Raw genomic sequence first — 18,198 nt, 5'->3', positions numbered from 1 at the left:
TCGTTTTTTTGGAAAGAAACGCACATGAAAACCACCCGATCACGTCGCCCCCAGCCCGCCATAGCAGAACGTAAGGCGAGCGAGCGCAGCGCGCAGGCTGCTGGTGCGGGTAAACGTACGGGTGGCAAAGCCACCGGTGAAGAGTTCACGAACCGTAATCCTGCCTATGACAAACCCGCTGTAACGGGTGCAAAGTCGCGCGGCGGCAAAACCAACCCTGCCTATGACAAGCCAGCTGCAACGGGTGCAAAACCACGCAGTGGACAAGCTTCCGGTGAGGCGTTCTCGACGCGTAGTCCTGCCTACGGCAAATCGGCTGTTACTGGCGTAAAAACCAATGGTAATCCTCGTGGTAAGGGCCGCCCAGCGAGTACTGGGTTTGCTGAAGCCATGCCTGTAGCAGGTCGTGGTGGCCGTAGCGGCCGCGGTGTAGCTGCCGAGCCAGAAGCACCACGCGTCCCCCGCGCTCCTCGTTCTAAGCCAAACCCACAGGGTGGTAAGGCAGAGCGCCCAACATTTGAAGCCTATAAGGCCGTTGCGGCTGCGGGTGGTTTGGTCTCTGCTGATAGCGATAGCCGTAAAATCAAATACAAAACGGTGAGCCGCGCTCGCCGTATGCAATTGCGTCAAGGCTCGGTAAAAGAGCTGCAAATGCAAAAAGAATTGCGTGAACGCCGCGTTGCCACTACAGAAATCCCTGCCGAGCGCTTACAAAAAGCCCTTGCCTTTACTGGTTACGGCTCACGCCGTGCTATGGAAGACGCGATTGCCGCCGGTAAAGTATCTGTTAACGGTAAAATTGCAGCATTGGGTAGCAAGGTAAGCCTTGGCGACGATGTGCGTTTTGATGGTAAAAAAGTGGTGCTGAAGTGGCCGGATCGTTTGCCGCGTATCGTGATGTACCACAAGCAAGAAGGCGAATTGGTGAGCCGCGATGACCCAGAAGGCCGTGTCACCGTATTTGATCGCTTGCCACGTCTAAAATCCAGTAAATGGGTTGCTGTGGGCCGTTTGGATTACAACACCAGTGGTTTATTGCTGTTTACCACATCAGGTGAATTAGCTAACCGCATGATGCATCCAAGCTTTGAAGTTGAGCGCGAATATGCCGTGCGCGTGTTTGGTGAGCTCACTCCTGAGCAAATGAGCACCATGCTAAGTGGTATTGAGCTGGAAGACGGCAATGCACGCTTTGCCCGTATTGAAAGACGCGGCGGTGAGGGCTTTAATCATTGGTATCATATTATTCTGAAAGAAGGCCGCAACCGTGAAGTGCGCCGGATGTTTGAATACTTTGGTCTGATTGTTAGCCGCTTGATTCGTATTCGTTTTGGCACAATGAACTTACCTGGTCGCTTGCGTCGTGGTCAGTTCCATGAGCTGACTGAGCTGGAAATCTTGGGCATTATGCGTTGGGCTGGCCTGAAGATTAACGGTCGCCAAGCGGATGAATAGGCTTTAAACGATGAGTAAAGCGTTTGTTCGTGAATCGGACGCCGATGATGACGAAATCCCTGCCGAGCTACGCGTTCCGGCTGGGAGTAAAAATTATATGACTCCGGGTGGCTGGCGAAAGATGAAAGCAGAATTCGCCCAGCTGGTGCAAAAAGAGCGCCCCGAACTCACGCTGATGATCAACTGGGCGGCCTCCAATGGAGACCGCTCTGAAAATGGTGATTATATTTATGGCAAAAGACGTTTGCGCGAGATTGATCGACGCATTCGTTTTTTGACCAAACGTCTTGAATTAGCCGAAGTCATCGACCCCGAATTACGTGAAGCCACCGATCAAATTTTCTTTAGCGCAACAGTCAGTTATTTGCGTGAAGATGGTCGCAGTGAAACGGTAGCGATTGTGGGCGTCGATGAGACGGATATGAAGCGCCACTATATTAGTTGGACTTCCCCTGTTGCCCGTGCGCTCATTAAGGCCAGAGAAGGCGATGTGGTGCTACTACGTACTCCCGCAGGCACAGAAGAGCTAGAGATTACTGACGTTATCTATCAGGCTCTAGATACTGAGCTACCTAACTTTTAAGTCTCTTTGCTGAATTGGTACTTTGCACATTGCATTGTGTGCGGTATCTTTCTGGCATGGAGCCCTTACGTCAATCCCGTGATAGTCTGTTTCGCCGCGTATTTCGCAATATGGTCATGCGTATTGCCATCGCAGGCGTATTTGTTTCTGCATTAAGCTATTACTGGAGTTATGTCACTTTTCAAGAAGAAGCGCTGGCTAATCTAGCGCAATACATCACTGCCCGCAGCCAATTAGAAAGCGAATTGTTTGTGCAGGCAGAAGCCAATACTAAAATTGTTCGCGATGAATTTTTACGCCGTTATGTTTTATTGGGCGATGAAGATCCCAATACCGCATTTCACGCTCTGCTTGCCCAAGATAAAGATGGTTTGTGGCGAGTGCGGGTGCAGAAAGATGATTTTGAGCGCAAAGCGACGGTGGCTTTATTGCCGACGGCCAAACAAACACCAATCTTTATGCGGCAAGTATTATTAAGCTATGAAGTGTTATCCCAATATGGCCCCGCATTTAGAAATCGCTATTATGATACCTTTATTGATTTAAATGTGTCGGATGCTAATTTAATGTATTTGCCAGATTTAAATTACGCCCGCAATGGATCCCTTGCTGATTTTGCAATGGATTTGGATGTAGAGCTGGGTGCAACGCCCGCTAAAAACCCAGAACGTAAAACATTTTGGACCGGGGTTTATTTTGATCGGCAAGCACTGCACTGGATGGTATCAGTGGTTACGCCGCTTGATTACCTAGGGCAATATATTGGCGGAGTGGGGCAAGATGTTTTATTAGATCAGCTTATAGAGCGCAATAATAAGGTTCATATCCCCGGTACTTATAATATAACGATGACACGACAAGGGGCGCTTATTGCCCACCCTGATAAAATGGATAGAATTCATGCGGGTAAAGGCCAATATCGTGTTCAACAAGACCCAGTATTAAAAGAGATTTACGAGGCAACGCTCACGGCCACACGTGATCGGCGTTTTGTAGAGACACCAGACGGATTAAACTGGCTGGGGGTTGCGCCTATTGAGGGGGCCAACTGGCTGTTTGTGACGGTATACCCTAAGCAACTATTGCAGGATAAAGCAGCTAAAACCACCAGTGTTGTGCTTTTACTGGGAATGCTGGCCTTGGTGCTGGAATTGTTTTTAATGGCTTGGGTATTAAAGAGAGATGTAGCCTTACCTTTAAGGCGGCTTAAAAATGCAATGAATGCCGTGGCTGATGGAAAGCCGAGTAATGAATTAGATATTACTCGTAATGATGAACTTGGTGATCTGGCACGTAATTTTCTAGATATGTCGCAAACAGTTCGGCTGCATCGCCAGCATTTAGAAGCGTTAGTTGATGTTCGTACTGCCGAGCTGGCTACACGCAATGGGCAATTAGAAGTCTTAAATGATTCATTAAGGCATCTTAATACCGAGAAAAATGAATTGCTTGCTATTGCGGCTCACGACTTAAAAAACCCAGTGGCAAGTATTCAGGGTATGGCACATTTAATTGCGCTGCGTTTAGATGACTGGCCAAGAGAGCGGGTGCTGGACAGGCTTTCTGGTATTAGTTTATTGGCAGATCGCACGCAATGCATTTTAAGTAATTTACTTGATCATGAGGCTTTAGAAAGTGGTTCGGTGCAAATTCATATTGAATCACTTTGCTTGAATGATGTATTAAAAGAGTTATTGTCTAGCTGGGAAGAGCGCTTAGCCGCAAAACAGCAGATTTGTCAGCTCTCTATAAGCGGGACAGCCGTGCAGGCAGACAGGCAAGCTTTATGGCAGATCCTAGATAATTTACTTTCTAATGCCTCTAAATACGCACCATATGGCAGTACGATTATGTTAAGCAGCCAGCAAGAAGGGGCTTTGCTACGCATTATGGTGACAGATCAGGGCCCCGGCGTGGCGCCGCATGAGATGTCTAAACTGTTTTTGAAGTTTAGCCGACTTTCGGCATTGCCAACGGGCGGCGAGCACACTACGGGCCTTGGCTTGTCGATTGTGAAGCGCTTGGTTGAGGCGATGCATGGCCGTGTTTATTGCCAAAGCCAGTTTGGAAGCGGGGCGACCTTTGTGCTTGAACTGCCTTCTTCGAGCTGAGCCGATCTGATAAACTTCGCCCCCTGTTTAAAAATTATTCGGTTCACTGCTATGCGTCCCTATCTTGACCTTTTGCAACATGTTTTAGACCACGGCGTCAGGAAAGAAGATCGAACTGGCACCGGCACGATTAGCGTATTTGGGCATCAGATGCGCTTTAACCTAGCAGATGGTTTCCCGCTGGTCACCACTAAAAAAACGCACTTAAAATCGATTGCTTACGAGCTGCTGTGGTTTTTGCGTGGCGAGACCAATGTAAAGTGGTTGCAAGAGCGTGGCGTTAAAATCTGGAACGAATGGGCCGCTCCCGATGGTGAGCTGGGCCCGGTGTATGGCTCGCAGTGGCGTAGCTGGCCCACGCACGATGGCCGTCATATTGATCAGATCAGCCAAGTGGTTCAGCAGCTAAAAAACAATCCTGATTCACGCCGTATTATTGTTTCTGCTTGGAATGTGGGCGAAATCGAAAACATGGCGCTGCCGCCTTGTCATGCGTTTTTCCAGTTTTATGTGGCCCCAGCCGCAGCAGATGATCTCGATCAGCGTGGCAAGCTCTCTTGCCAGCTTTATCAGCGCAGCGCGGATATCTTCTTGGGCGTGCCCTTTAATATTGCTTCTTACGCCATGCTGGTGATGATGTTGGCGCAGGTCTGCGATTTACAATTAGGCGATTTTGTTTGGACGGGCGGCGATTGCCATATTTACAGCAATCACTTAGATCAGGTACACGAGCAATTATCCCGTACGCCGCGCGCCTTGCCGGTGCTTAAACTTAATCCGCTCAAAAAAGATATTTTTGATTTCGAATACGAAGACTTTACCTTGGAAGCGTATGAGCCTTATCCAGGGATTAAAGCGCCGATTGCGGTTTAGTGAGTTGGGATGACAATGGATATTGCAATTATTGCTGCTATTAGACAAAACGGGGTGATTGGCATCGTGAACCGTTTATCTTATGGCCCTTATCCTGAGATTAAAGCGCCGATTGCAGTTTAGTGAGTTGAGTTGAGATGAGTGAGATGAAAGTGGATATTGCAATTATTGCTGCAGTTGGGCAAAACGGCGTAATCGGCATAGAAAACCGTTTGCCTTGGTCTTTGCCTGAAGATTTAAAAAACTTTAAAGCACTTACTATGGGCTCGCCCATGCTGATGGGGCGCAAAACTTTTGAGTCCTTGCCAGGTCTTTTGCCAGGTCGCCCGCATTGGGTGGTAACGCGCAATCCAGAATGGCAGGCGGTAGGCGCAAGGGCGTTCTTAAGTGTTGAAGCGGCTTTAGCGGCGGCGGCCGAGGCGAACTTGGAAAAGTTATTTATCATCGGCGGCGGTGAAATTTACACCCGTTCGCTGCCCTTGGTGAATACGCTGTATTTAACCGAAGTAAGCTTAAACCCAAAAGGTGACGCTTATTTCCCAGCGTTTGATCGCTCTGGATGGCAAGAGGTGGCAAGAGTGCCTCAGCTAAGCGCCAAGGGCGTTGAATTCTCTTATGTTGAATATCGACGGATTTAATCTCTGCCCCAATAAAAAACCCGCTGTTAATAAAACGGCGGGTTTTTTATTGGCTGCTAAATGACTTAATCCTGCTCTTCCAGCCAATTCATCAGCTCATCAAAGCGTGCCAGCGTGACATCGGCTTCTGGGATGGTTTCTGCCGCGCCGTAGCCGTAGCTGACAAAGGCCACTTTGCAGCCCGCAGCACGGGCCGCTAGGATGTCGTTTTTAGAATCGCCGACCATAAGGAATTCATCCGCGCTTACGCCTAGCTTTTCCATTACATACTGCAATGGCTCGGCATTGGGTTTGCGGGTGGCGAGTGAATCACCACTAACAACAACATCAAAAACATTGCCAATACCCAGCTCTTTTAAGAGTGGCAAGGTAAAGCGTTCTGGCTTATTGGTCACAATAGCAAGGCGATAGCCGCAATCGTGCAATTCATTTAGCGTATTGGCCACACTAGGGTAGAGCTTGGTTTTAAGGGTGAGGCCTTCAAGGTAATGTTGATCAAAGCGGGCAAGCGCTTCTGTTTGCGCTGCTGTGCCGGTGAAACTGGCGGCCATATCGGCGGCCATCGCACGTGCAACGAGGCTTTCTGTGCCATCGCCTACATAGCTTTCAATCAGTGCTTCTTCAAGCTGGGCAAGGCCCGCGTCGCGGCGGGCGGCATTGGCTGCGTGGGCCAAATCGGGGATCGAATCGGCAAGGGTGCCGTCTAAATCAAAAGCAAAGGCTTTGATGCTCATGCGGGTGTGTCCAATAGGGTAAGAATATTTTCAAGTGGCCTGCCAATGGCGGCACGATTTTGGTGGATTAAAATCGGGCGCTCAATCAGCTTGGGGTGTTTGGCTAGGGCGGCAATAATGGCATCGTCGTCTAAAGAGCTTTCAGCAAATTGCTCCTGCCATAGCGCTTCTTTAGTACGAACGAGCGCCAGTGGCGCAATGCTTAGCTGGGTAAGCAGAACACGAATAGCGGCTTCATCGAGAGGATGAGCGAGGTAGTTGATAATTTCTGGCTGTAGGCCTTTAGCTGTCAGCGCTGCAAGGGCTTCACGACTTTTGCTGCAGCGTGGGTTATGCAGTAGCTTCATGCCTTAACCTTGGCTAGCTCAAGGCGCATCTGATCAATCACGGCCTTGTAATCGGGCTTGCCAAAAATAGCCGAGCCAGCAACAAAGGTGTCTACACCGGTGGCGGCAATTTCGGCGATATTGTTGGTGTTTACGCCACCATCAATTTCTAGCCAAATTTCACGGCCTGTTTTAGCGGTATAAGCATCAATACGTGCGCGCGCTTGTTTGGCTTTGGCTAACACGCCAGGAATAAAACTTTGCCCGCCGTAGCCCGGGTTAACCGACATCAGCAAAATCATGTCGATTTTATCCATGACATAATCTAAATAATGTAGAGGTGTGGCAGGATTAAACACGAGGCCCGCCTTACAGCCGTGCTCTTTAATCAGCCCCAAGGATCGATCAATATGCTCGGATGCTTCGGGGTGAAAGGTAATGATGTTGGCACCGGCCTTGGCAAAGTCAGGAATGATGCGATCAACCGGCTTGACCATTAAATGAACATCAATCGGAGCAGTGGTGTAAGGGCGGATTGCCTCACAAAACATCGGGCCCATAGAGAGGTTAGGCACGTAATGATTGTCCATGACATCAAAATGGATCATATCCGCGCCTGCTGCGATCACATTTTTAACTTCTTCGCCCAAGCGGGCAAAGTCAGCAGCAAGAATGCTGGGTGCAATGCGAAAATTTGACATAACAGCCTCTAAAGTCAGTGTATATGCCCCATTTTAACGGATACCTTACCTCTATAGCCTCTAGCTTGGTAATATTGTCTTCATCAATGACAAAAAGAACCGCTAAGAATGAGTGATTCCCCTGTTTATAGCGTGCTCGTTCACGCCGAAGCCTTTTATCTTCCAGAGCAATCTGATGAAGTCGCTGATCGATATGCTTTTGCCTACCGCATTACCATCACCAACACGGGTACCGCTGCGGCGCAGCTATTGAGCCGCCATTGGGTGATTCGGGATATGGAAGACCGTGTGCAGGAGGTGAAAGGTGACGGTGTGGTGGGTGAGCAGCCTGTGTTAGAGCCAGGTCAGCATTTTGAATATATGAGCAGTGCCAGCATTGCAACGCCCGTGGGTTCTATGCAGGGAAACTATCGAATGCAGGCGGCAGATGGCAGCCAGTTTGATGCAGAAATTCCCTCGTTTGTTTTGGCAATGCCGCGTATCTTGCACTAATTGTCGTAGCTACTTGTAAGTGGCATCGCTGGGCGTTGAGTCTTGATCAACGCCCTTTTTTATTTTTACTTATTAATGGATTTTCATGAGCGAAACCCGCCGCAACGATTGGCAGACACTGTCTACGCTGCTGCCTTATCTTTGGCAGTATAAGAACCGTGTTATTTTGGCGTTATCGCTGCTTATTCTGGCTAAATTTGCCAATGTTTCTGTCCCTCTGATTTTAAAAGACATTGTCGATAGCTTAGATCCTAAGCACATGCCATTAGTGCTGCCGCTTAGTCTGGTGCTGAGCTATGGTGCGCTGCGCCTCTGTGCTTCTGTTTTTGGCGAAATGCGCGATGCCGTGTTTGCCAAGGTGACGCAGGGTGCTATCCGTAAAGTAGCCATGCAGGTGTTTGAGCATTTGCACCGCCTTAGTTTGCGTTTTCATCTGGAGCGGCAAACAGGCGGGATGAGCCGGGATATCGATCGCGGTACCAAGGGCATTTCATTTTTACTTAACTTTACTCTTTTTAATATCTTGCCCACCTTGGTTGAGATTTTGCTGGTTGCCGGTATTTTATTAAAAAAATACGATATTTTGTTTTCGCTGATTACGTTTGGCACGATTGTTTTATATATCGCATTTACGCTGGGCATTACCGAATGGCGGATGAGCTTTCGCCGCACTATGAATGATATGGATTCAAAGGCCAATACGCGTGCAGTAGATAGCTTACTAAACTATGAAACGGTTAAATATTTTAATAATGAGCGCTGGGAAGCGGCTCGTTATGATGCCAGCCTTAAGGTATGGGAAGAGGCTGCGGTTAAAAATCAGGTTTCACTTTCATTTTTAAATGCAGGGCAAGCGATTATTATTGCTTTTGGTGTCACGCTCTTAGTGGGGCTGGCTGCGGATGGCGTAGTAAAAGGCACCATGACATTGGGTGATTTGGTTTTAGTGAATGCTTTTCTTTTGCAGCTGTATGCGCCGCTTAATTTCTTAGGTTTTGTTTATCGTGAAATCAAACATTCTTTAGCCGATATGGAAAAGATGTTTACTTTAATGGGGCAAAGCGCAGAAGTAAAAGATACAGATAAGGCCATTGTTCTTGCTACGAATTCAGTCTCTATTCATTTTAAGCAGGTTGATTTCTCTTATGAGGCAAACCGGCAAATCCTGCACCATGTGGATTTCGAGATTCCAGCGGGTAAAACAGTGGCGGTGGTCGGCAGCTCAGGAGCAGGTAAATCGACTTTATCTCGCTTGCTTTATCGCTTTTATGATGTGAGCCAAGGCTGTATTACTATTAATGGTGTGGATTTACGCCAGCTTAATCAAGTGAGTTTACGAGCGCATATTGGCATTGTGCCGCAAGATACGGTGCTGTTTAACGATAACATTTATTACAATATCGCCTACGGTAAACCCGATGCCACGCGGGACGAGGTGATCCAAGCGGCAAAATCAGCGCATATTTACGAGTTTATTCAATCTTTGCCAGAGGGCTTTGAAACCTTAGTGGGTGAGCGTGGGCTTAAATTATCGGGCGGGGAAAAACAGCGTGTGGCTATTGCACGCACTATTCTAAAAAACCCGCCTATTTTAATTTTTGATGAAGCAACTTCAGCACTTGATTCGCGCACAGAAAAAGCTATTCAGGCTGAGCTTAAGGAAATTTCAGCCAATCGCACAACTTTAATTGTGGCCCATCGTTTATCCACAGTGGCGGATGCTGATGAGATCCTTGTGATGGAGCAAGGGCTTATCATAGAGCGGGGCCGACATCGTGATCTATTGGAGCTGGGAGCAAACTATGCACGCATGTGGCAGCTACAGCAGGGCGATGAAGAAATCGTTTAATTAAATAAAACTTAAAACGTAGACCAAGGGAATTGTGAGGTTTGCGTTTTAAGTGCCGCTTGTTCTACCACCCATTCATATAAATCATCAGCATCGAGGGAGAGTTGAACGGCTCTGCTGCTGATTTTTTCCCATACTTCACGCCTTAGTTGTTGGCGGGCCAGTTTTTTTGCCAGGGCGGATTCATCCGTTTGGCGCATGACATGCCAGGCTTCTGGTTCTGGACGTTCTTCGTCGGGGCTGTAGAAAAGAACAGATGGGTGTGGAAGAACTTTCTTCTGATTTAAGTCTTTCAAATTACTGAATGCCTTTGTAGTGCTATACGCAAAAAAGATCGGCTTTAGAAGCATCGAATAAAAGATCGGAAATGAAAGGAGCTTGCCTTTTGATCTTGGGTTTTCTTGCGATGGCGAATTGAAAACAATGTAGCTAAAAATAGCGCATTAAACGGGCTGGTACTTGGCTGGCTATGATGAGCTGCGGGTGATTCATTTATATATAAGCGCTAAGCGCTCATTTTGGAATTTTTTTTAGCAAGGATTGATCAAAAGGTTGATTAGGGCTGGCGGATGCAATGCTGACGTCTATCAAGGGGACTTTTGATGTCCTTAGTATGAGCATATTGCCCATCATTGAACAGTAGAGTTTTAATCTGAGCTGTTCCTTTAAATTGGGGGCGATTGTATAAGGCTCTTTCACTTACTGCATCAACTCAATGTCTTTCTTGGTAAAAAAACCAAAAAAACATCGGTTTTTGTATCCTATTTGTTGAAAGAAATGCTTTCTTTTTCGTAAGAAATTAATTGATTGTCATTTGTGTGTGGCGCGCAAGGTCTTGAAACATCCCCTGTTTTGCGCTTTAGCTATTTATCCGGGGTGAAGCTTGATGCTCTAAAATGCAAAAAAAGCCACGATCAAAATCGTGGCTTTTGTATCGTCCGTGTATCAATTAATACACGGTAAAGCGTAGCAAATTAAGCAGCAGCGCTGCTGCTTGCGCCGTTGGTTTTCTTTGCTGCGGTTTTTACTGCATCAGCAGTGGCAGTACCTGCTGCTTTTACTGAAGCATCTGCAAAATCAGCAACTTGCTTAGCCGCTTTAGTTAAGCTGTCTACCGCAGCTGCAGTTGCTTGCAAGGTTGATTTCACAGCAGCAACAGCAACATCAGTGCCCGCAGGTGCTGATTTAACAAATTGATCTAAGCCAGATACAACGTGCTTGTTAAAAGCCGTTGTGCGCTCTTCAATCAGTTGCGATGTTTCAGCTTGTGCTTGCGAAGTGATTTCATACAGGCTGCGGGAATAGTTAGTTGCTTGTTCGATAGATGCTTCTGTGAGCTTCTGACGTAGTGTCAGTGCTTCTTGTGCGTCTTTAACTGCAACCAGTGCATTTGCGTTTTTTGCACCAGTTTCAAGATTGTTCTTTGCGATTTCAACTTGCAGCTTCATGATCCGTTCGGCAGAATCAATGGAAATGCGTGCGAAACGCAATGCCACTTCAACTTGCTCGGTAGCGAACGCGGAGAATTGTTGTTGTGCAGTAGTCATTTTCAAGGATCCTTTCTGTTGATCAGTTTAATTTAAAGTATTGCCAACGAGTTGTACGCCGTCATAGTTATGATGCAGTGCACAATCAGCGCTTATTCTGGAAGAGGATTATTCGCTTGTCAAATAAATTGTGCATCGCAACATGTTGCATGAAAAGATAGTCCAGACTATCCTCATCCCACAACAATTATATATACACACGAGGCAGCAAAATGAGCGTGGAAAAACGCGTGATCAAGAAGTATCCGAATCGCCGTCTGTATGACACGGCCACCAGCTGTTACATCACGCTTGTGGATGTGAAACAGCTGGTTTTGGATAATATTGATATCCAGATCGTGGATGCTAAAGGGGGAGAAGACATCACCCGCAGTGTGCTGCTACAAGTCATTATGGAAGAGGAAGCTGGCGGAATGCCTATGTTTTCTTATGATGTGCTGACGCAAATCATTAGGTTCTACGGAAACGCCATGCAAGGTGTGATGGGGAATTACCTAGATAAAAACATGCAATTGTTTGCAGAAATGCAAGGTCGCTTACAGACGCAGGCTAAGTCGGTGATGACGGGTGAAAACCCAATGCTTTCGAATGCTAACCTTTGGGGCGACTTTATGAAGTTTCAGGGCCCTGGTATGCAAAGCATGATGAATAATTACCTTGAAAGCAGTACCTCGATGTTTGTGGATATGCAGCAACAGTTACAAGATCGCGCCCGACATTTATTCACAGGCATGGGAATGCCCGGTTATGGAAAAGAAGGTTCGGTTTTATCTGAAGATGAATTACAACCGACTGATCCGCCCGCTTCAAAAGAGCAGCCCGAGCCTGAAGTTGCCGTCAGTAAGCCCGCTCCACGGCGGCGTGCAACTAAAGGCTAAACTTATTTATCCGATTTAAAGAGCGCCCTGAGGGGCGCTTTTGTATTTGGCTCAGGTAAAATAGCGGCTGTTATGTAAAAGGCTGAATTTTGGATACTTCTTTTGAACGTCGTTTTGGCGGTATTGGCCGTTTGTATGGATTGCCCGCATTAGAGCGCTTCCGGCAGGCTCATGTTTGTGTGGTTGGTGTGGGTGGTGTGGGCTCCTGGGCTGCAGAGGCCTTGGCGCGCTCGGGCATTGGCCGTATCACGCTGATTGATTTGGATGATATCTGTGTATCCAATACCAATCGTCAACTGCCTGCGCTGGAAGGCAATTATGGGCGAATGAAAGTGGCGGCACTGGCGGAGCGAATTGCCCAGATTAATCCAGAATGCGTCGTGGATAGGATTGAAGATTTTGTCAGTATTGATAATTTTGAAGAAACATTAGGCCGAGGCTTTGATGCGATTATTGATGCGATTGATTCGGTTAAAACCAAGGCGGCGATGATTGCTTGGTGCAAACGTCGCAAAATTCGCCTGGTGACGACCGGTGGCGCGGGCGGGCAAACGGATCCGACACAAATTGCCGTCGTCGATTTATCCAAAACCATTAATGACCCGCTGGCATCTAAAGTGCGCTCGATCCTGCGCCGCGAATATGGCTTTGCTCAGCAGGGCAAAAAAATGGGCGTGGAATGCGTGTATTCCACCGAGCAGCTCGTTTACCCTCAGCCTGATGGCAGCGTATGTGGTCAAAAACCTGACAGTAGCGAAGCAGCACTAGGTTTAGGGTGCGAAGGCGGCTTCGGTGCCTCTGTGGCGGTAACAGGTTGCTTTGGCTTTGTGGCTGCGGCGCAGGTGTTAAAGCATTTAGCCAAGACCGTTGTCGTGGCCGCAGAATAAAAAGCGAGGCGCATCGCCAAGTTGATGCAGATAAGGAACAAGTCGCCTAATCACTCACCTTGCCCCGCAAGGCCTTAATACTTCCCCGCTTATTTTTACTATCTAGCCGCCTTGTTTGCGAGCCCTTGGTGGGGCGGGTGGCTTTGCGTGGGGCGGCGACGGTTGCGACGCTTTCGACTAATTCAAATAAACGCAAAATACCATCGGCGCGGTTTTGCTCCTGGCTGCGGTATTGCTGCGCCTTAATCACCACCACGCCTTCTTTATTAATCCGCTGATCGCCAAGCGCCAGCAGCCGCTCTTTCAGTGGTAAGGGCAGGGATGAGGCTGTGATATCAAAGCGCAAATGCACTGCACTCGATACCTTGTTCACATTCTGCCCTCCCGAGCCTTGAGCACGGATCGCTGAGAACTCCATCTCGGCTTCGGGAATGTTAAAACGGATTGTCAGCATATTGAATGACTACTCATAAAAAACGAAAGCTTAGGCCATGAAAAAACAAGGGCGCGAGCAGGGAAATACTTGGTTTTCGGTAACTCAAAAGAAGCAACGCACTTGTAGGGTGGGCAAGTTTTTATGCCCACGCGGCAGTGCTACCGCGTGGGCACGATAAAGCGTTGTGCCCACCCTACGTTTTGTATGATCACGATTCCATCGCTGGAGGGGCTAATACCGTGCGATTGCCATTGCTTTCCATCTGGCTGACGATACCAGCGTTTTCCATTTGATCGATCAATCTTGCTGCGCGGTTATAGCCGATTCTAAGCTGGCGCTGCACCGCCGAGATGGAGGCGCGGCGGCTTTTGAGCACTAAAGCCACGGCTTCGTCGTAGAGCGGATCGCTTTCACTGCCTTCATTGTTGTTATTGATATTGGATGCACTGGCTTCGGCATCAAAGCCACCATTTAATACGCCATCAATATAATTAGGCTCGCCAAACTGCTTGAGATGTTCCACCACGCGGTGTACTTCGTTGTCATCAACAAAAGCGCCGTGAATGCGCTGCGGGTAGCCAGAACCGGGCGGCAAGAACAGCATATCGCCTTGCCCAAGCAGCGCTTCTGCGCCCATTTGATCGAGAATGGTGCGGCTATCGATCTTGCTGGAAACTTGAAACGCTAAGCGCGTTGGGATATTGGCTTTAATCAGGCCGGTAATCACATCTACCGAGGGGCGTTGCGTCGCCAAAATTAGATGAATTCCTGCGGCGCGGGCCTTTTGTGCCAGGCGGGCAATCAGCTCTTCAATTTTTTTGCCTGCCACCATCATCAGGTCGGCAAATTCATCGACTACCACCACAATAAACGGCAGATGCTCAAGCGCTTCTGGCTCGTCGGGCGTTAATGAGAATGGATTAGTTAGCCGCTCGCCACGCTGCTCGGCTTCGCGAATCTTTTGGTTGAAGCCTGCTAGATTCCTGACGCCAAAAGTACTAAGTAAGCGATAGCGTTTTTCCATTTCAGCCACGCACCAGTTCAAGGCATTGGCGGCCAGCTTCATATCGGTGACTACTGGCGCAAGCAGGTGGGGAATGCCATCGTAAACCGATAATTCCAACATCTTTGGGTCGACCATAATAAAGCGCACTTCTTCGGGCGTGGCTTTATACAGCAGCGATAAAATCATCGCATTCACGCCAACCGATTTACCCGAGCCCGTTGTGCCTGCCACCAGCATATGCGGCGCTTTGGCAAGATCTGTGACGACAGGTGCGCCGGTAATATCTTTGCCCAGTGCAATGGTCAGCTTGCTTTGATTTTGCAGATAAACATCGGACGATAAAATCTCGGACAAGCGAATCATTTGCCGTGTGGGGTTGGGTAATTCCAGCCCCATGCAGGTTTTGCCAGGAATGGTTTCGACCACACGGATGGAAACGAGTCCCAAGGCGCGTGCTAAGTCTTTCATTAAATTGACAATCTGTGCGCCACGCACCCCAACGGCAGGTTCGATCTCGTAGCGGGTAATGACTGGGCCAGCGTAAGCATCCAGCACCGAGGCTTTTACTCGAAACTCGGCTAGCTTTTCTTCAATCAAAATGCCACGGTCTAAAAGATCGTCCTGGCTGATGGTTTCTATCGCAGGGTCTGGCGGGTGCAATAGGCTAAGGGACGGCATAAAGTCGTCGCTATAGTGCACAGGCTCGGCAGGTGGTCGTGGAGCGGGTGTAGGCGGTTTAGACCAAGTGAGCGCATTCTCTGGTGTGCTAGGGCGTGTTGCTTGAACTGTTGCTGCAACGATAGGGGTAGGCGTGTTGGCTGGAATAGGCGCTGGAATAGCTGCTGCTTCCAGCGGCTCTGGAATCGTGCTTGTTGCGATTACATCAGGCTCGATCAGCAATGACGCCATTGTTGGTACTAAAGGGGCTTGGTAAAGCGCTGGTGGTGGGCTAATGGCCTCTGGTTCTTCTAGCAAGAGTACGACTGCCGGAGTCGGGCTGGGTAGAGGTTCTGGCTCAATAATGGCTTGCAGCGTAATGGTTTCGCTAGGCTCCCAGTGAAGCGGCACAGGCGCTGCTATCGTGTCGGCGGGCGGAGCGACCGATAATGCGCTGGTCAGAGCAATTTCTTGCTCGGCTATGTTTGCAAGCGGCGGGGAGAGGGGTAAATCACTGAACGTGGGCTCAGTGCGTGTCACAAGCGGCGGGGCGATTTTTGGCCCGAGTTGAAATAAACGCGGGCTGGCTTTAATGGGCGTGCTGACTTTGGGGCTGCGGCTCGGAAGCGGTGCAGGCTCTGTTGTTTTGCCGTGTATGGCAGATAAGCGCTGATGAATTTCTTCACTCGCAATCAGCGGTAAGGCAGCAGGCGCACTTGGGCGAGGCCGTTCGATATGGCTCTTTACCCGATGATCACTTTGTAAATGTTGCCGGATTTGGGATAAATCAATCAAAGGCAGCGGGTTGGCTGCTGGCGCAGCCGCTGGCGTTGTGTTTTTAAAGTGCTGAAATAGCTCGTCCTTATGGATGGGTGGCTGGCTATTGAGCGCAATAGGGCTGGTTGGCTGTGCATGTGGTGGCAATGGAGTGGGCACAGCGCTTGCTGCACCACGCTGAGTACGATGCGGGCTTGGGCTTGTAGAGGTGGCAGCAAGCTCTGCAACGGCGGCTTCTTTGATCTCTTCATCATCCCAGTCTGCTTCGCTTTCTTCTTCACTTGCTTCAGGCGCGTCAGAATCATCGTGATGGTTCGGGTCAAATTGCGCTTTAATCCCTGCAATGATTGCTTGCCAGCCTGTTTCAATGGCGAGGCCAGTACGCTCAAGGATGTCGCTCCATGGTTTTTGTCGCCATAGCGGTACACCCAAGCCCAGCCCGACTGAAAAAAGCAGCGCCGATAAAATAGCCGAATAGCCCAATAAGCTTTGCCCACCCGCCAGCGTGGCAAGGGTAATGGCAAAGCCGATATATGCAATTGTGGATTGTTTTTGTGGCTTCCATACCCGCTCTAATGCAAAAAATGCGCAAAGCCAGGCGGCGAGGCCAATGTGCGGATTGAACCCAAGTAGCACGATTAAAATAAAAGCAGGGCAAAGCCAAGCTAAACGGGCCGTTTGCAATAGGTGGTTGATTCGGGAAATGAATCGAATAGGCATGTTTTTACAAATCCAAGACGGCAGAAATAGGCAGAACCGGCATTATCCGCTTCCTCAGGGATAACGCCAATCAGCAAAAAGGCCAGAGCTTACTGCACTTGTTTTTGTGGGGCGAGCTAAAAAACAGATCAACGCTTTTTTATAGGGCATTCAGGCGCAAAAGCGCCCAAATTACTCGTGTTTTTATACCTACCTGAGGCATTACGGGTTCTTTTGTAAATCCAGTTTTTCTGGCGCAACTAAATCAAATAGCTCGGGGTGTTGCTTGCCATACCAGTTTTTTACTTCGTGGTGATCGAGTGCCAAAAAGTGTTGGATGCCAGGTACGAGCGGAAAGAGCATAGCAATGAGAAGTAAGCAAATCCCAAAGCCTGCATAGACAGCGCTGATATCCAAAACACCCAAAGCAATGCCTGCGATGGCCGGCCCTAACATGCCAGAAATTTGCATCACCATCATATTGACCGAAGAAAAACGGCTGCGAAAATGATCGGGCACAGCTAGTTGGCGGTGTGTTTGCCCAACCAGCTGGCTAATTGAGATTGAAAACCCAGCCAAACCAAATCCCAGTACTAAAAGCCAGCCTTGCATGCTGAGTGCAACGCCAATAATAATCAGCGCCGACACCATAACGGCCCCCATGCAGGCACGAAACCGCCCATGAGCCAGAATGACTTTCTGAGCGCCCCAAAAAGCGCCAATTAGCATACCTAAGCCTAAGGCTGCTTCGGTAGCGCCCAGCCAGCTGGCATTTAACTTGAGTGAATGAACTTTCAAAGGCAGTAGCATGCCTAGTGCGGGAGAGAAAAACATCATGCTAAAAAAGGCGTAAATCGTCCAACTGCGATCAATCGGAATTTCCCACTTTGCGCGTAAGCCTGCGTGTACTTCTGCGTGCCATTGGCCACGGGTTTTAGCTGCGGGTTTGATGGGGGGAATCGCAAAAGCAGATAGCGCGGCAATAAAAAGAATGATGGTGTAAATCCATAGCGCAAAGGGAATACTACTGAGTGCAACAACCGCACCACCCACCACGGGGCCTGCTAATCGCCCAAGTGATTGCGCACTTTTTTGTAAGCTAAGCGCATCAGCAAGACGATCGGGCGGCACTAAATCGGCAGTAATGCTGGATACGGCAGGGTGTACTACTGAAAAGGCAATGACCTCAATTATATAAATCAGCACAATCGGCAGAATATGATAAACGCCTAGGCTGGCCATTGTTGCTAAGCCAATGGCCGTCATTACCGCAACGAGCAAGCCCCACGCCATTAAGCGTGATTTGGGATGACGGTCTCCCAGTGCAGAAAGGAGCGGCAAGGCGATCAGCATGGTGAGCGCTGATGAAATACCAAAAATCGATAAATCGGCCGCGCCACCATGTGTCACAATCCACCAGCTAATTGCCACACTACCCGTGGTGAGCGAGAGCACCGCCAATACATCACACAGCAAAAGAAAAGGAAAGGCATGGCCTAGGCCTTGCCATTTACGGCTAAAGGAAGTGAGCATTGGGGTCTCGCTTAGA

The 18,198-nt window shown here is 48.8% G+C and carries 17 protein-coding genes; 9 read left to right on the top strand and 8 right to left on the bottom strand.

The window, feature by feature from the left end; translation table 11 throughout:
• Positions 1-24 precede the first annotated feature (24 nt).
• The 5 genes from rluB to ACFQNF_RS04710 all read left to right on the top strand — a co-directional run bounded on the left by rluB (position 25) and on the right by ACFQNF_RS04710 (position 5,660).
• Positions 25-1,455 (top strand): 23S rRNA pseudouridine(2605) synthase RluB, encoded by a 1,431-nt coding sequence (gene rluB / locus ACFQNF_RS04730; protein WP_380186499.1) that lies wholly within the window; start codon positions 25-27, stop codon positions 1,453-1,455.
• A gap of 97 nt (positions 1,456-1,552) precedes the next feature.
• Positions 1,553-2,038, top strand: coding sequence for a transcription elongation factor GreB (gene greB / locus ACFQNF_RS04725; protein ID WP_380186568.1), 486 nt, complete (start codon positions 1,553-1,555; stop codon positions 2,036-2,038).
• 56 nt (positions 2,039-2,094) lie between these two features.
• Positions 2,095-4,149 (top strand): sensor histidine kinase, encoded by a 2,055-nt coding sequence (locus ACFQNF_RS04720; protein ID WP_380186498.1) that lies wholly within the window; start codon positions 2,095-2,097, stop codon positions 4,147-4,149.
• A 51-nt stretch (positions 4,150-4,200) separates the two neighbouring features.
• On the top strand, positions 4,201-5,022 hold the full coding sequence (locus ACFQNF_RS04715) for a thymidylate synthase (RefSeq protein WP_380186497.1): 822 nt from the start codon (positions 4,201-4,203) through the stop codon (positions 5,020-5,022).
• Between the two features lie 137 nt (positions 5,023-5,159).
• Entirely contained in the window at positions 5,160-5,660 is a 501-nt protein-coding gene (locus ACFQNF_RS04710; RefSeq protein WP_380186496.1) for a dihydrofolate reductase, read from the top strand.
• A gap of 65 nt (positions 5,661-5,725) precedes the next feature.
• Here the strand turns inward: ACFQNF_RS04710 and ACFQNF_RS04705 are convergent, their stop codons facing one another.
• Genes ACFQNF_RS04705 through rpe form a run of 3 tightly spaced genes read right to left on the bottom strand, consistent with a single transcriptional unit; the run spans position 5,726 to position 7,421 of the window.
• Positions 5,726-6,394: a phosphoglycolate phosphatase gene (locus tag ACFQNF_RS04705; RefSeq protein ID WP_380186494.1), complete on the bottom strand. Its 669-nt coding sequence runs from the start codon at positions 6,392-6,394 to the stop codon at positions 5,726-5,728.
• Positions 6,391-6,741, bottom strand: a complete 351-nt coding sequence (gene arsC, locus ACFQNF_RS04700; RefSeq protein ID WP_380186493.1) for an arsenate reductase (glutaredoxin) — start codon at positions 6,739-6,741, stop codon at positions 6,391-6,393. The genes ACFQNF_RS04705 and arsC overlap by 4 nt, the downstream gene beginning before the upstream one ends.
• Positions 6,738-7,421: a ribulose-phosphate 3-epimerase gene (rpe, locus tag ACFQNF_RS04695; protein WP_380186491.1), complete on the bottom strand. Its 684-nt coding sequence runs from the start codon at positions 7,419-7,421 to the stop codon at positions 6,738-6,740. Before rpe ends, arsC begins: the two co-directional genes overlap by 4 nt.
• Before the next feature lie 108 nt (positions 7,422-7,529).
• Between rpe and apaG the strand changes: the two genes are divergently transcribed.
• Both apaG and ACFQNF_RS04685 read left to right on the top strand, forming a co-directional pair.
• Positions 7,530-7,913 carry a Co2+/Mg2+ efflux protein ApaG gene (apaG, locus tag ACFQNF_RS04690; RefSeq protein WP_380186490.1) on the top strand — a complete coding sequence of 128 codons (384 nt, stop codon included), beginning with the start codon at positions 7,530-7,532 and terminating at the stop codon, positions 7,911-7,913.
• Between the two features lie 85 nt (positions 7,914-7,998).
• Complete coding sequence (locus ACFQNF_RS04685; RefSeq protein ID WP_380186489.1) at positions 7,999-9,762, top strand: ABCB family ABC transporter ATP-binding protein/permease; 1,764 nt, start codon at positions 7,999-8,001, stop codon at positions 9,760-9,762.
• Between the two features lie 11 nt (positions 9,763-9,773).
• On the opposite strand, the gene ACFQNF_RS04680 is transcribed toward ACFQNF_RS04685, so the two are convergent.
• Positions 9,774-10,058, bottom strand: a complete 285-nt coding sequence (locus ACFQNF_RS04680) for a hypothetical protein (protein WP_380186488.1) — start codon at positions 10,056-10,058, stop codon at positions 9,774-9,776.
• A gap of 678 nt (positions 10,059-10,736) precedes the next feature.
• The gene (locus ACFQNF_RS04675) at positions 10,737-11,309 is read right to left on the bottom strand and encodes a phasin family protein (protein WP_380186487.1); all 573 of its coding nucleotides are present in this window, start codon (positions 11,307-11,309) and stop codon (positions 10,737-10,739) included.
• 212 nt (positions 11,310-11,521) lie between these two features.
• On the opposite strand from ACFQNF_RS04675, the gene phaR reads away from it, so the two are divergent.
• Both phaR and tcdA read left to right on the top strand, forming a co-directional pair.
• Complete coding sequence (gene phaR, locus ACFQNF_RS04670) at positions 11,522-12,187, top strand: polyhydroxyalkanoate synthesis repressor PhaR (protein WP_380186486.1); 666 nt, start codon at positions 11,522-11,524, stop codon at positions 12,185-12,187.
• Positions 12,188-12,276: 89 nt separating this feature from the next.
• Positions 12,277-13,074 carry a tRNA cyclic N6-threonylcarbamoyladenosine(37) synthase TcdA gene (tcdA, locus tag ACFQNF_RS04665; protein ID WP_465262203.1) on the top strand — a complete coding sequence of 266 codons (798 nt, stop codon included), beginning with the start codon at positions 12,277-12,279 and terminating at the stop codon, positions 13,072-13,074.
• 46 nt (positions 13,075-13,120) lie between these two features.
• Here the strand turns inward: tcdA and arfB are convergent, their stop codons facing one another.
• The 3 genes from arfB to ACFQNF_RS04650 all read right to left on the bottom strand — a co-directional run bounded on the left by arfB (position 13,121) and on the right by ACFQNF_RS04650 (position 18,182).
• The gene (arfB, locus tag ACFQNF_RS04660; RefSeq protein WP_380186485.1) at positions 13,121-13,528 is read right to left on the bottom strand and encodes an alternative ribosome rescue aminoacyl-tRNA hydrolase ArfB; all 408 of its coding nucleotides are present in this window, start codon (positions 13,526-13,528) and stop codon (positions 13,121-13,123) included.
• Between the two features lie 190 nt (positions 13,529-13,718).
• Entirely contained in the window at positions 13,719-16,670 is a 2,952-nt protein-coding gene (locus tag ACFQNF_RS04655) for a DNA translocase FtsK (RefSeq protein WP_380186484.1), read from the bottom strand.
• A gap of 201 nt (positions 16,671-16,871) precedes the next feature.
• Positions 16,872-18,182, bottom strand: a complete 1,311-nt coding sequence (locus tag ACFQNF_RS04650; protein ID WP_380186483.1) for an MFS transporter — start codon at positions 18,180-18,182, stop codon at positions 16,872-16,874.
• Positions 18,183-18,198 lie beyond the last annotated feature (16 nt).

The organism is Iodobacter arcticus (genome assembly GCF_042664895.1).
Classification (GTDB): Bacteria; Pseudomonadota; Gammaproteobacteria; order Burkholderiales; family Chitinibacteraceae; genus Iodobacter; species Iodobacter arcticus.
Note: the sequence above shows the minus strand (reverse complement) of the source record. Positions and strands in the feature narration are given on the sequence as shown.

Excerpts from the sequence above, each read along its gene's own strand:
- greB (WP_380186568.1), top strand. The coding sequence starts at position 1,553 with ATGACTCCGGGTGGCTGGCGAAAGATGAAAGCAGAATTCGCCCAGCTG.
- ACFQNF_RS04720 (WP_380186498.1), top strand. The coding sequence starts at position 2,095 with ATGGAGCCCTTACGTCAATCCCGTGATAGTCTGTTTCGCCGCGTATTT.
- arfB (WP_380186485.1), bottom strand. The coding sequence starts at position 13,528 with ATGCTGACAATCCGTTTTAACATTCCCGAAGCCGAGATGGAGTTCTCA.
- ACFQNF_RS04650 (WP_380186483.1), bottom strand. The coding sequence starts at position 18,182 with ATGCTCACTTCCTTTAGCCGTAAATGGCAAGGCCTAGGCCATGCCTTT.
- rpe (WP_380186491.1), bottom strand. The coding sequence starts at position 7,421 with ATGTCAAATTTTCGCATTGCACCCAGCATTCTTGCTGCTGACTTTGCC.
- phaR (WP_380186486.1), top strand. The coding sequence starts at position 11,522 with ATGAGCGTGGAAAAACGCGTGATCAAGAAGTATCCGAATCGCCGTCTG.
- arsC (WP_380186493.1), bottom strand. The coding sequence starts at position 6,741 with ATGAAGCTACTGCATAACCCACGCTGCAGCAAAAGTCGTGAAGCCCTT.
- ACFQNF_RS04715 (WP_380186497.1), top strand. The coding sequence starts at position 4,201 with ATGCGTCCCTATCTTGACCTTTTGCAACATGTTTTAGACCACGGCGTC.
- ACFQNF_RS04655 (WP_380186484.1), bottom strand. The coding sequence starts at position 16,670 with ATGCCTATTCGATTCATTTCCCGAATCAACCACCTATTGCAAACGGCC.
- ACFQNF_RS04675 (WP_380186487.1), bottom strand. The coding sequence starts at position 11,309 with ATGACTACTGCACAACAACAATTCTCCGCGTTCGCTACCGAGCAAGTT.
- ACFQNF_RS04710 (WP_380186496.1), top strand. The coding sequence starts at position 5,160 with ATGAGTGAGATGAAAGTGGATATTGCAATTATTGCTGCAGTTGGGCAA.
- apaG (WP_380186490.1), top strand. The coding sequence starts at position 7,530 with ATGAGTGATTCCCCTGTTTATAGCGTGCTCGTTCACGCCGAAGCCTTT.
- ACFQNF_RS04705 (WP_380186494.1), bottom strand. The coding sequence starts at position 6,394 with ATGAGCATCAAAGCCTTTGCTTTTGATTTAGACGGCACCCTTGCCGAT.
- rluB (WP_380186499.1), top strand. The coding sequence starts at position 25 with ATGAAAACCACCCGATCACGTCGCCCCCAGCCCGCCATAGCAGAACGT.
- ACFQNF_RS04685 (WP_380186489.1), top strand. The coding sequence starts at position 7,999 with ATGAGCGAAACCCGCCGCAACGATTGGCAGACACTGTCTACGCTGCTG.